The following is a 12,500-nucleotide window of genomic DNA, read 5'->3' as shown; positions in this document are numbered from 1 at the left end:
CGCTTGCCGTGAAGATCAAACTCAACAGAACACCCGTTGTTGTAACCATTTTAGTTACAACTTAATTAAAAGTCAAGTACCAAGCCAAGTATGCGGGAATGCTCCGGTTGTTTCGGTCGATTGCTCTTTGCAGCTTGTTCCTCGTTTAAATTTTTAATGGTTGCACAAACGTACAATAGTCGCACTCAACACGAAGCAACCTGCACTTTGCGGTGATAAGAATAAACCGCCAAACATTGACGTTCATTTGACCAGAAACTATGTATTGACAAATAAATATTTATGTGTTATAATATAATATTTTTCTATTTACACCGCTTTTTAAAGTCTGTAATATAGTCACATGACCTCGGCCGGGTCCCTTCATTTTGTACGAGGAGTGTGACTTTTATGCAAGCTCATATCGCTATGCTCTCCATTAGCGCGCCTGTCATGGGACGGATAGATACCGTCCATCCCGTTCTTCTATGGGACGAACAACATCAAATTTTGCTGGATACCGGTTATCCTGCCCAGCTTTCTCAGCTTCAAGCCGAGATCAAGGCTGCCGGAGGAATTCCTGAAAATCTTACCCATATTATGATCACCCATCAGGACATTGATCATATTGGCAATTTGCCGGAATTAACTTCACTTACGGACCTTGAAGTATTAGCCCATCCTCTCGAGAAACCATATATTCAGGGAGAGAAGAGGCTTCTCCGATTCACCGATGAAGCGATAGCAAGCGTCGATCGGATGCCGGCTTCTGTGCCCGAAGCCTTCCGCAACGGATTAAAACGGATGATGCTAAACCCGCCAAAAGCAAAGGTAGACCGTGAGCTTGTTGGCGGACATTATATTCCGTTATGCGGTGGCATCACGGTTATTGACACTCCCGGCCATACGCCGGGACATATCAGTCTATATCATGAGCCTTCACGAACTCTAATCGCGGGAGATGCGTTAACGGTAAGAGACGGCGAGCTCTTTGGGGCTGATCCTGCGACAACGCTTGACCCGGAAACCGCGCAAGCCTCCATCGCGAAACTGCTCGACTTCGATATTCAGGCTATTGTCTGCTATCATGGCGGTTGGTACAAAGGCGGGATGCAAGAACGTTTAGCTGAGCTCTCTTCCCTTAAATAAAGAGAAAAAGGCTGCAGCTCCATCACAACTTGTGATGTGACAGCAGCCTCTTTTTATGATGACGCAAAAGGATATGACATTTATTATGGAGAATAATGCCTGAATTGAGTCCGGGAAGAGCTAGAAGCAATATTCCCGCTCAACCTTGCATATCCGCACCTTATAGCTTTCGTACCAGGCCAATCTGCCTTTCTCTTGGGCAACCAGATGCTCTTCGTTCTGCTTCCAGCTGCGGATGGCTTCGAGACTCTCCCAATAGGATACAGTAATTCCGGCGCCTGAAGCATCGCGGACGCTTTCGGCAGTAATAAATCCCGGCTGCTTTCGGGCGAGCTCATCCATTCGTTCGGCCATTGCCGAATAACCGTTGTCTCCTTCGGTGCGCTGGCTGGTAAAAATAACGGCATAATACGGTCCGTCAGCAAGTCTCATCGTATCTCCTCACTTTGCAAAGGGGTAATCACCTGCATGAATCATCGGTTTCTAATCGGACAATACGGGCAATTCGATTACAGCAAGTATAACAGAGATTATAAAACAGACTTCTACGGGATAGAAGCCTGTCTTTTCCAAAAGGAATTGGATATGACGAATTTAATAAAAGAATCCCGCGACGCCGGCTTCCGGATCGGCATACACTACCCGCTTCGTTCCGGAGTTTCTCCACTCAGGGACGCTTTGTTTCTCGCGAAGGAAGAGGCCGTAAGACTGGAGGCCTACTCCCTTGTACAGCAAGAGCTTGATTATATCCACTCTATCCTAAAGGCGGACTATGTGCTGTTCCATTATCCCAAGCCCGTCATTCTTGACGACCGGGCAGATTGGACAAGCTGGCGGTTTGACGACAGGAAGGAATATGAGCATGAAAGCGAGTATGCCCTCGAGGAGTTTAAGGAGCACAGCGATACTTTGTTCGAATGGCTTTCACGCGTGGGCAATAAGTACGGATTTACGCCTGTATTAGAGTTTGATGCTCTGAACCGCTACATCTATGAAGATGATTATTTGGCGAAGCGACTGGAAGCGTTCAGCAGCATCAAGCTTTGTCTTGATACGGCCAGACTGTACATTCAGGACCGGATTGACCCGCATTTCCACGCGGAAACCATCCTCCGGCAGTATGCCAGGTTTGCCGCCACCATCCATCTGTCCAATGTGCAGATTTTAGACGGGCAAATCACGCAGAGCCGTATGCCAGTCCTGCAGAGTCAAAGGCCGAGCGAAGGCTGGGCACCGATTGAACAGTATTTGCGCATCATCACCTGTGAGAGCCCGGATGTAAAAATCATGTTCGAGCATCGCTCGGACCAAGTGACAGACGAACAGCTTGAGTTGTGCTACCGCTGGGTGGGGGAATTGCTAGAATAACGAATGAAGGGGAAATTCCGCACCTTGTTCCATTAAAGGAAGTTACAGCGTTAACGACCAACCGGAGCAAGGTACGGAAAAGGATTAGGCTAGGGCTTCAGCACAACCTTGATACAGTTGTCTTCATGATTATTGAAGACGTGATAACCATGGCCTGCTTCTTCGAGCGGGAGACGGTGCGTGATGATCGCTTTCGGATCCAATTCACCGTCCACGATTTTTTTGTACAATTCAGGCATATAGTGGAGCGCTGGCGCCTGCCCCATCTTGAGCGTAATATTTCTGGCAAAAAAAGCACCAAGCGGGAACGCATTATAATTGGCGCCATACACACCTGTAATTTGCACGGTTCCGCATTTGCGGACGGCTTTGGTCGCAATCTGAATCGGACCAAGCGTACCGCCCTGCAGCTTGAGCTTTTGCTCGATATACTCCAGCGGCGATTTCTTGCCGTCCATTCCGACACAATCAATAACAACATCTGCGCCGCCATGCGTGATCTCCTTCAGATGCTCGCCCATATCGGCCTGTTTTGTGAAATCGAAGGTTTCCACTTGATTCATTTGTTTCGCATGATGCAGCCGGTACTGTATATAATCAACCGCGATAACCCGCTTGGCGCCCTTCATCCAGGCGAACTTCTGAGCCATCAGGCCAACCGGCCCACAGCCGAGCACCACAACGGTATCCCCTTTCTTGACGCCGGCATTATCGACGCTCCAATAGGCGGTAGGCAGGACATCCGACAGGAATAACAGCGATTCATCCTCCAGCTCGCAGGAAGGCGGAATCACAAGCGGCATCACATTGCCGTAAGGAACACGAAGATATTCCGCCTGCCCACCGGGGTAATTGCCGAATTTCGAAGTATAGCCGAAATAGCCTCCGGAATCATAATGCGGATTGCTGTTATCACACTGACTTTCAAGCTCATGCTTGCAGTAGAAGCATTGGCCGCAGGAAACCGTGAAAGGGATGACAACGCGGTCTCCCTTTTTCACCCGGGTAACCTCCGGCCCTACCTCTTCAACGAATCCCATTGGCTCATGTCCAATAATATAACCTTCCGGCAATGGCATATTTCCTTGGTAAAGATGAAGATCCGAACCGCAAATGGCCGTACTTGTAATGCGGACAATAATATCGTCTTGTTTCTCAATAGCAGGATCCTGTACTTCCTTTACCTTAACCGAATGCGAGCCTTGATACGTTACGGCTTTCATTGCGACACCTCTATTTATCTGATTGTAGCCTCCACGGAAGACACCCCTGTATTATGCAATGAAAAAGGAGAAAGAATTCCTAATAGGAATCTCTTCTCCCTGCACGTCATTGGATTAGATTGCAAGTAAGCTCCAGAATAGTCGGGCTGCTGACACCCATGTAAGTCAGCTTAGCTTCCGGCTCCAGCGTCAGACTTGCCGTGCGGAAACGTTCAACCAGTGCCGACAGGCTGTTCATGCCCAGCTCCTCGGCTTGTTCCCGTCCCCATACTTCCACTGCAACCGCAGCAGGCTGACCCAATAACCTTACTTGATGATATTCGTCATGTTCCTTCATGGAATAGCTGCCTTTCAACAGGATGGCAATAAAGCAATTTTGCACCTGACCAAACAGCCCTGCCTCTTCCTGCAGCCATGTCCCTTTAGGGAGCACGCCAATAATTTCTTGCTGCTCCGCATGTTCCGGAACCGGGAAGATTGTCAGTATCCTGTTCTTGTCGTACAGCACCTCTGCATAGTCGCTTTGATGTCTGTGATCACCGTCACGATACCCTTCTCCCGGATGGAAGAAGTACAGCTGATTCACGCTGTTATCTGCCGTAACCGGGAAGGACACCATCCACCGGATTTGCTCATTATCAAACTCCTTGACCCGCTCCCATATGCCTCCGGCTGCATAATCCTTTGTCACATACGCATAGGAATGAAGCGGTATTTCTTCACCGGTATCAATCTTGATGATCTGTTTTTTCACTTCAACGGGCTTCACGCGATTCAGCGCTCTTCGACGGGCATCCTCGGGTGCCGGATAACACAGAAAACCTGCATATTCCGTACGCGGCATCGCCTCGCCCAGCGGAAAATCCCCAAATTGCACGTAATCATGCAGCACGTTGCGGTCAGCCGGCGCATCATGCGGCCATCCACGGGAATGAGCCCCTGCCCATGCGCCCTTCAGATAAAATAAAGATCTCTCCTGCCACAGGTAATCCAGCAGATCAGCAAGCTGCTTCTTCACTGCTGGTTCGGTCGCGAGCTCCCATGCACACGTAAACGCTTGAACCCAATGCCAGAACCAGGGCAAAGCCCCGTACTCGGGCATGCCTAGTGTCGTTACCCGCTCCATCGTGCGCTTCAAAGAAGCAATGCCGTCTTCGAGCAGCTCCCGGTCCTCAAAGCGCTGTCCAAATATGATTTTCGCAGCTGTATATTTCGCTTCATGATGGTTAAATAATTGCAGCGGCTTCCGGTAAAAGCCTCCGAGATAAATATGTTTTAACGCCGTCTTAAACGCCTCTTTCAACTCTTCACTTAACTCATTCTCGCAGCGGGTATAAAAGTACGCCATCAAGCTGCCCATCAACTCCACCGGCAGCTCATGAGGGCGAGCCTGCTCAGGAGAAGGGTTTAAATGGAGCGGAAAATGACCGTATAACGGCTGCTCCGGATTTCCCTGCAGAAGCTTCAGTACTTTAGCGAGCACGGCTTCCGCTGTCTTTTTCGCATCCGATGGATTATCCAATATCACTTGCGTCTCAGCATTCACCGCTGCTGCGAACAAATACGATGCGTAGTAGAAGTTATCCCGAATATCGTTATGGAACCATAATCCGCTGCCTTGCAAAGGCTGGTTCTGCGCTTTTAACGCTATTATGGTTATAAGCTCCGTTTGGCGCTGCTGTTGCCCATTCATGGAAGAACACCTCTTTCATCTGGCTTTCAAAAGTTCATTTATGTTTATTTTAGTTCATATAAGAGGAATACGCATTAATTAATTTGGATATAAACCTATATAAACCTAATTCGGGATAGACGAGACTAAACGCCTAACGTTACAATACTAGTAATATCTTACGGGAACGGATGAACAAGACATGAACCATTTACGCCGATATGAAAGCATTATGGAGGTTCTGCTGACGCAGAAGGAAGTGACGGTGGCCGAGCTCAGCGAGAAATTGAACGTAACCGGCAAGACGATTCGCGAGGATCTGACCAAGCTCGAGGAGCAGGGGCTGGTAAGACGCGTGCATGGCGGTGCGGTACTGGCCAACAACGACCAGTTTGGCATTCTCCCGGTGAAGGAGCCGCTCGTTAAGCATGCCGATGAAAAAACCGATATTGCCGAGACCGCTCTGCGGTTCATCTCCAAGAATGACATCATTGCGCTTGACGGAGGCAGTACAACGCTCGAAATCGCAAAGCGGCTTGGCGACCTTCCTGTGACGGTCATAACAAATGATGTGTACATGATCAGCGAGCTGGCGGCGAAGGAAAATGTCCGTCTCGTCGTCCCCGGCGGCTACCGGGTACGCAATGTACTCGCGGGTCCTGAAGCGGTTGCTTACGTGCGCGGCCTGAACATTAACAAAGCTTTCATCTCCGCTACAGGCGTGCATCTCGAATACGGCTTATCCGTCTACACGGGGGACTTGATTGATTTCAAGCAGGCGCTGATGGCAACCGCCCGCGAATGCTACGGCGTGGCCGACCATCACAAGTTTGGACACAGCGCGCTGCGCACATTCGCTCGGCTGTCCGAGTTGACGGCACTTATTACGGATAAAGGACTGCCGGCAGAAACGGCTGCCGCTTTCCGTGAAGCAGGAGTTCGGGTAGAACAATAGAAAAAAGATCGCCAGGCACCGGCTCAAGCAGGTACAGGCGATCTTTTTTAATTAGTTAAATCCGCCGTTCACGCGAATCGTCTGTCCGGTAATCCAGCGGGCTTTGTCGCTTACGAGCAGCTCAACGGCATTGGCGATGTCACCAGGTTCGCCAAGGCGACCAAACGCATTCATCCGGCGGAACGAATCCACAAGCTCCTCGGATTTGCCGTTTAGGAACAATTCGGTTGACACCTGTCCCGGCGCTATGCAGTTGATTATAATATCCTTTGGAGCAAACTCTTTGGCCAGTTGACGGGTTAACTGCTCAACAGCGCCTTTGGTTGCGGCATAAACGCTGTAAGCCGGAAGCATTGCACCAGACACGGAAGTCGAGAAATTGATGATCGTTCCGCCACCCGCCATATATTTCATCGCTTGCTGACAAGCAAAGTAAGTCCCTTTGACATTAATATTGAACTGCCGGTCAAACATCTCCTCCGTCACATCCGTAATCATCGTCGTTTCCATAATGCCCGCATTATTCACCAGGACATCTATGCGACCAAATTGTCCAATCGTCTCCGAGAACAAAGCTTCCACGTCGCTCACCTTGCTGATGTCGCCGCGGACAGCTGCCGCTTCTCCGCCAGCTTGCTCAATTAACTTTACGACCTCATTCGCTTTTTCCCCATTGGAGGAATAATTAACAACTACTTTGGCGCCGGCTTCACCCAATTGGATGGCGATTTGACGTCCAATTCCTCTCGAAGCTCCTGTAACAATAGCGACTTTTCCCTGTAAACTCATTTCCCATTCTCCTTTGCATGGATTATATTTTTTGGTTATCCATTTTGTTTGGCTACAACATTGATTATAGGGAGAATGAAGGCAAAGCCGTTAGAACAGAACGATTCATTCCTTGCCTATTTCTCTTTTGTCCCGCTACAATAACAATAACCACCTTTTCGGAAAGGAATTCATGAGCCATGAACGAAACTTTGCGTATGGAGCAGGCCTTGCAGCAGATGGCGGACTTAATTCGTCGCCATGCTCCGTCAAGCGGTACGTATTCCACACCCGTTCCCAACCTGTCGCTTATGCATGCAACCCATTTGTCAGAGCCGCTGGAAGCCGTATACAAGCCTTCCCTTTGTCTAGTCGCGCAAGGGGCGAAGACGGCCACATTAGCTGACGAAACCTACCGGTACGACCCTATGACTTATGTCGTCATTGCCGCTGAGCTGCCCATTATCAGCAAGATCGTTGAGGCAACACCTGAACTTCCGTACTTAAGCTTGAAGCTGAGCTTCGAACCCGATGTTATTCTCGATATTGTAAAAGAGAGTGACCGTCCTATATCCACAGAAGCCTCGCCCGGTATAACGATGAACCGGACATCTCCGGAATTGCTCGAAGCGTCCGTAAGGCTTCTGCAATTGATGAACAAGCCGGAGGATATTCCGGTTCTGGCACCACTTTTCATCCGCGAGATCTTGTATCGCGTCCTTCAAGGCGAGCACGGCGCGTTCATCCATCCATTCGCGGTCATCGGCAGCCATTCGCATAGCATTGCCCAAGCGATTCAGATGATTAACCGGCAATACGCCAATCCGCTCGCGATCGAGCAGCTGGCAAAGTCAGTGAACCTCAGCACGTCGGCTTTTCACAAGCATTTCAAGCGCGTAACGGCAATGAGTCCGCTGCAATATCAGAAAACGCTGCGCTTGCAGGAAGCCAGACGCTTAATGCTGACGGACACGGTTCAAGCCTCCGAAGCAGCCTTCCGCGTTGGATATGAAAGCCCGTCCCAGTTCAGCCGGGAGTACGCACGGATGTATGGACGGCCTCCTGCGCTGGATATTCAAGAGCTTCGCGCAACAGCAACAACAGGGCCGTGACGACGAATCGTCACGGCCCTGCTTGCGCTACTCTATGGATTAACCGGCAGCCCCTTGCTCTCCCGCATCAGCTGGAAATACGCATCCGGCCGGACGAATACAACGTCCTTGTTATCTTTGTACAGATTCATTGCATTGACGAAATTCTGATAGTTCACCTGCCAAGGGTTGGCCTGTATGGAGACAAAAGCCGGAGACTTCCCGTCCCACCGCTTGAGGCCGTCCGCGATACCGTTCGTCAGGTCGCTCTCCGCGCTGCCGTAAGCAACGTTTAGCTCCTGTCCCGGAAGCGAATTTCCGTAGACTCCGATAGTGCCGGTACCGAACTGGGAGGTAAAACCAAGCAGCGACGGGGCATGCTCGGCAAGCTTCTCGCCCACCTCCGGCTTGATCTCGCCCTTCACATAGTTCCATACCGTCAGAACGTTCAGCCCGGACCGCTTCATATAATCATCGGTGCGTTTGATGAACTGGTCCAAGCCTTCCTCGTTCTCCCAAAAGTTCGGATACGTATAACCAACGCCGGATGGTCCTGAGAGAAACGCATCATTAGGTGTTGCGGATTGGTACAGATAATCCAATATGCCCGGCATCGTATCCAGCATAAGAGGCGAGACCGTCCAGCCAAGCGGCACTTCTCCCCGGTTCGGCGAATCCCATACCTTCTTGAAGAAATGCTCCATGTACTGGAGATTGTCACCGTCGCTCAATATAAAGGATACGTACACTTTATTCTCAAGAGCCGGCTTCTCCGGAGCTTGCGGCTTCACAATGGCACGCGAAGTACCGCTGAATACGCTTAAGTTAGAGGAATAGTCGCTTGCCACCGTAGCAAGCCCATAATCCGAGGTCTTCTTGACGCCCATTCCTTCATCCGGCCACCAGCCAAGATAGAGCCCTGTTCCATACGGCATATCCTTCAGGAACGTGTCCAGCAGCGCATCCTCATCGGCATTAGCCGGATTCAGCCAGACAACCGCGGCATCAATCCCCATGGCATAGTCCCGCAAATACGACTGAAGCGCGGGATCAAGCCCAATGATGGCTTTATGCGTGGTTTGCTTCCAATATTGGTCATGAAGATAGCTGTACACTTCCAGCTTGGATTGGAATTTGCCTCGCAAATCCTCCAGGATCGGCAGCTTATAGGGTGCGCCAGTCAGCTTATCCACAAGCGATGGCGGGACAACAAGTCCGCCTTTCAAACCTGCGATAGTTGTGGCGAGGTTAATCGTGTCCGGCTGCTCGTCATCGTAAACAACAAGCCCTTTTACCTCAGACCGGTATTTGTCCAGCAGCTCCCAGTTATCCTTCACTTCGGTATATTTCATCCCTATGGCATCCAGCCAGGAGGTTCCGGTTGATCCCCGTACATTGTCCGTATACGAATAAATGCGCGGCTGCTTCTTATTCACTACACCTTTTAAAGAGGTGAACAATAAGTTCTCGTCCTTGCGCTGCGGCCAGAATACACCCGCATCAAACAGCTTCAGCGTTGATTTGCCCGTCCACATGACACGGAATGCCAGCTCATGCCCTTCGCCTGGTCCTTCAAACTCCAGCTCAAAGGTCTGCAAAGCATTAGGCAACGTGAAATCCCAGTTGCGAATTTCCATGGAAGCCAGCACTTTATCCGCCGTCTGATCGCTGATTTCCAGCGCAGCCACTACACCATCCTCGTCCGCAAAGCTGTCTACCTGCATATTAAATACCGCTTTGATTGGCCCTGCAGGAATTTCCGTGCGGCCTTCGACTTTGAGCATCGCTTTATTACCGGCATCGGTGCCGGCCTCTGCCGTCCAGCCGTCACCATCCGCTTTGCCCGTGTCATGACCAAAGCCCGCATCTTCAGCCTGATAATAATAGTAGTCCGTCGTGTAGATCAGATCGAGCGTATCCGCTGGCGTCTGGAAGGATGGCAAGGCCTGCTTATCCGGCCAGCTGACTCCTCCTGCCTCTTTTTCCGGCCAGGCCAGATAAGAGGATACAGCCGCCACGATGATCACCGCAAGCGAGATCCATACCATTTTGCGTTTCAACCGGAGTTCCTCCCCCATCTTATTAAAATAACGGCATTACCAAATAACCCTCACCGTTACGCCCGAAGGATTATTCGCATAACTCAAAAGCACCGTTGAGCTTCCCTCATCCCATACGAATTCCAGCGGAATCCGAATAGAATCTCCTTCTTGCCCAATAGATACCGTCTGCGGCTTGCAAGGACAGAGGAACCTTGCCGCTGCTTGAATGCCATCCGGTCCATAAGCCGTGAAGGTAAAGCCGCCAGCTCCCTGTTCCACATCGTCAATCCGCGATGCGGCAGCAATCAGCTGAACGCCCTCGTCCGCTCGGCTGAGGTCGTATAACAGGACCTGCTCCCCGGCTGCCACCGATACTTGATCCAGGACAGGCAGATCCTTATCCAGCAAATCGACGTACTTGCCGCGCAAATCATAGGGCTCATCCGTAATGGCTTCATCCAGCACGGCAGCAATGACGTAAGGTCCTCTGCGCAAAGCCATGCCATTCTTGCGCTCCCAACTGACGGCTACCTTTGCGAGAGCGGACTCTAGCGTTTCTCTTAACTGCTCGCCCGCTTCCGGATCGATGGCACACTGCGAAGGATGTAGCGGCAAGTAGGCTAAACAGCCTTTACCTACGGCATATGAACCCTGTGCCAGCGTTGTCTCCAGCCCGAGACTTGCGAATAAATGCTCCATCGGGGAAGCGTATTTCTTGCCGCCTTGATTCCACCACTCGCGAACGCCATGGAAGTCATCGCTTCCGTCCCCGACATAGATCAGCGTACCGCCTTCCTTCACCCATTCCGCCAGTACATTGTGGAGTCCGGACGATTCCGGCTTCATATATTCATAGCTGAGTACCAGCACGCGATAATCATCCAGATAACCCGGGAATCTTCCGGCATTGTCCAATTGCACCGGACGGACGGCAGCACCATGCTTCAGAAGCGGCAGCGCAAGACCGTAGAAAGGCGACCAGTCAAGCAGCTCCATAAATTCGCTGCCCAATGCAGACGCGACTTCGGTCCCGTCATATTTGAACGAAGTGGCCTCCTCGCTCCAATCCGGATGGTTCCGCTGGTACATCGCCGAGTCGGCAAGCAGCAGGCCAACCTGCAGGCTGTCCGTCAGCCATTCCGCATCCTGCCCTTCCATTGTGCCCAGCACATTCAGAATAGTTTGCAGCTCCGTTGCATACGAAGCCGGAATTCTCTCTTTGCCGCTGCCGCCTTCTCTCGGATATTCTCCCTGATAGATCCGTCTTGGCCAAGGACATACCTCATAACGGCTGACATGCGGATGCAGGAGGGAAGCGACCAATGTACGGATATAGTTGGTACGGTAATCCTTCCAGGTATGCTTCGGATCATCGGCAATCGGATCATGAAGGAACCACATTCTGCGGTCGGTGCCGCGTACAAGCTCCTGCATAATGCCGTATTCCAGATAAGCCGTTTCGAACGTGCGCTCTTTGCGGACGCCGTTATACACATTTGGCGTTTGCGCGGTTCCGGTCCATACCTGCGCGATGTAGCCGTCAATTCCCGGAAGCTCGAGCAGCTTCGATTCCGGGCTTACAATTCTCCATTGCGTGTAGTTAATAAGGCTATGCGTTGGTACATAAAACCGAATAAGGCGGCCGTACTTTTGCATCGCATATTCCTTAAGCATGCTGCAGATCCGGTCAAGGGTTCGCGTATACAAATAAGCCTTCAGCTTCGAAGCGCGGTACTGGGCGTCTACGGAAGAATGCGGAGCCTGCCAAGGCTCGCGGTAATAGATCTCCCATTCCCGCTTGAAGGCATCCGAATAACCGCCTTCCACCCAAAACTCCGGCTCTTCCAAATGGATGGCTTCCACTCCGGCATCCACGGCGATCCGAATCCGTTCCGTCAAATAATCGGCATAAGCGATAGTCGGGACCATATAAGGGATGTCCACGGAGGTGCCGTGGATGATATTTTCATAGCGGCGGTTTTTCTGCGCTTCGTCCCAATGCGGCCTGCCATCAATTTTGCCATTCAGGTAGTCTTGATAGCCGCCCCAGGATACGCCGGTCATCAGATGAACGACATAGCCTTTTTCCTTCCAGGTCCGGATCCGTTCCTGAAAATCCCCGTGAATGCCATACACCATAACGAAGTCTGTCTGCAAATCATAGGAAGGATGATAGGGCCCGCCCTCCTGGAAGCCTGTTAATTCTTCCTGCCGGATTCTTCTGATCATCGGAAAACATCTCCTTTAACGTAA

10 protein-coding genes are annotated in these 12,500 nt (G+C 51.0%); 4 read left to right on the top strand and 6 right to left on the bottom strand.

The annotated features are described in order from the left end of the window. The first annotated feature begins 390 nt into the window (after window positions 1-390). Window positions 391-1,128 (top strand): MBL fold metallo-hydrolase, encoded by a 738-nt coding sequence (locus BM200_RS12540; RefSeq protein ID WP_091185685.1) that lies wholly within the window; start codon window positions 391-393, stop codon window positions 1,126-1,128. 120 nt (window positions 1,129-1,248) lie between these two features. Here the strand turns inward: BM200_RS12540 and BM200_RS12535 are convergent, their stop codons facing one another. After that, window positions 1,249-1,560, bottom strand: coding sequence for an antibiotic biosynthesis monooxygenase family protein (locus tag BM200_RS12535; protein WP_091185684.1), 312 nt, complete (start codon window positions 1,558-1,560; stop codon window positions 1,249-1,251). A gap of 36 nt (window positions 1,561-1,596) precedes the next feature. Here BM200_RS12535 and BM200_RS12530 point away from each other — a divergent pair, with 36 nt between their 5' ends. Then, a complete protein-coding gene (locus BM200_RS12530; protein WP_091185683.1) occupies window positions 1,597-2,496 on the top strand; it encodes a hypothetical protein in 900 nt (299 codons plus the stop codon). Window positions 2,497-2,585: 89 nt separating this feature from the next. Here BM200_RS12530 and BM200_RS12525 read toward each other — a convergent pair whose 3' ends face one another. Then, window positions 2,586-3,719, bottom strand: coding sequence for a zinc-dependent alcohol dehydrogenase (locus BM200_RS12525; protein WP_091185681.1), 1,134 nt, complete (start codon window positions 3,717-3,719; stop codon window positions 2,586-2,588). A gap of 106 nt (window positions 3,720-3,825) precedes the next feature. Then, a complete protein-coding gene (locus tag BM200_RS12520) occupies window positions 3,826-5,412 on the bottom strand; it encodes a hypothetical protein (RefSeq protein WP_175532845.1) in 1,587 nt (528 codons plus the stop codon). Window positions 5,413-5,593: 181 nt separating this feature from the next. Between BM200_RS12520 and BM200_RS12515 the strand changes: the two genes are divergently transcribed. Next, window positions 5,594-6,346, top strand: a complete 753-nt coding sequence (locus BM200_RS12515; protein WP_091185679.1) for a DeoR/GlpR family DNA-binding transcription regulator — start codon at window positions 5,594-5,596, stop codon at window positions 6,344-6,346. A 51-nt stretch (window positions 6,347-6,397) separates the two neighbouring features. On the opposite strand, the gene BM200_RS12510 is transcribed toward BM200_RS12515, so the two are convergent. Next, window positions 6,398-7,135, bottom strand: a complete 738-nt coding sequence (locus tag BM200_RS12510) for an SDR family oxidoreductase (RefSeq protein WP_091185677.1) — start codon at window positions 7,133-7,135, stop codon at window positions 6,398-6,400. Window positions 7,136-7,314: 179 nt separating this feature from the next. Between BM200_RS12510 and BM200_RS12505 the strand changes: the two genes are divergently transcribed. After that, window positions 7,315-8,226: an AraC family transcriptional regulator gene (locus BM200_RS12505; protein ID WP_091185675.1), complete on the top strand. Its 912-nt coding sequence runs from the start codon at window positions 7,315-7,317 to the stop codon at window positions 8,224-8,226. A 32-nt stretch (window positions 8,227-8,258) separates the two neighbouring features. On the opposite strand, the gene BM200_RS12500 is transcribed toward BM200_RS12505, so the two are convergent. Next, complete coding sequence (locus BM200_RS12500) at window positions 8,259-10,265, bottom strand: GxGYxYP domain-containing protein (protein WP_175532844.1); 2,007 nt, start codon at window positions 10,263-10,265, stop codon at window positions 8,259-8,261. A gap of 36 nt (window positions 10,266-10,301) precedes the next feature. Continuing rightward, window positions 10,302-12,476 carry a hypothetical protein gene (locus BM200_RS12495; RefSeq protein WP_091185669.1) on the bottom strand — a complete coding sequence of 725 codons (2,175 nt, stop codon included), beginning with the start codon at window positions 12,474-12,476 and terminating at the stop codon, window positions 10,302-10,304. Window positions 12,477-12,500: the final 24 nt, after the last annotated feature.

Origin of the sequence: Paenibacillus catalpae (assembly GCF_900112695.1) — a bacterium.
GTDB lineage: Bacteria > Bacillota > Bacilli > Paenibacillales > Paenibacillaceae > Pristimantibacillus > Pristimantibacillus catalpae.
The sequence above is the reverse complement of the archived record's forward strand: the minus strand, read 5'-3'. Positions and strand labels throughout refer to the sequence as shown.

Excerpts from the sequence above, each read along its gene's own strand:
- BM200_RS12535 (WP_091185684.1), bottom strand. The coding sequence starts at position 1,560 with ATGAGACTTGCTGACGGACCGTATTATGCCGTTATTTTTACCAGCCAG.
- BM200_RS12540 (WP_091185685.1), top strand. The coding sequence starts at position 391 with ATGCAAGCTCATATCGCTATGCTCTCCATTAGCGCGCCTGTCATGGGA.
- BM200_RS12515 (WP_091185679.1), top strand. The coding sequence starts at position 5,594 with ATGAACCATTTACGCCGATATGAAAGCATTATGGAGGTTCTGCTGACG.
- BM200_RS12495 (WP_091185669.1), bottom strand. The coding sequence starts at position 12,476 with ATGATCAGAAGAATCCGGCAGGAAGAATTAACAGGCTTCCAGGAGGGC.
- BM200_RS12525 (WP_091185681.1), bottom strand. The coding sequence starts at position 3,719 with ATGAAAGCCGTAACGTATCAAGGCTCGCATTCGGTTAAGGTAAAGGAA.
- BM200_RS12505 (WP_091185675.1), top strand. The coding sequence starts at position 7,315 with ATGAACGAAACTTTGCGTATGGAGCAGGCCTTGCAGCAGATGGCGGAC.
- BM200_RS12510 (WP_091185677.1), bottom strand. The coding sequence starts at position 7,135 with ATGAGTTTACAGGGAAAAGTCGCTATTGTTACAGGAGCTTCGAGAGGA.
- BM200_RS12520 (WP_175532845.1), bottom strand. The coding sequence starts at position 5,412 with ATGAATGGGCAACAGCAGCGCCAAACGGAGCTTATAACCATAATAGCG.
- BM200_RS12530 (WP_091185683.1), top strand. The coding sequence starts at position 1,597 with ATGAATCATCGGTTTCTAATCGGACAATACGGGCAATTCGATTACAGC.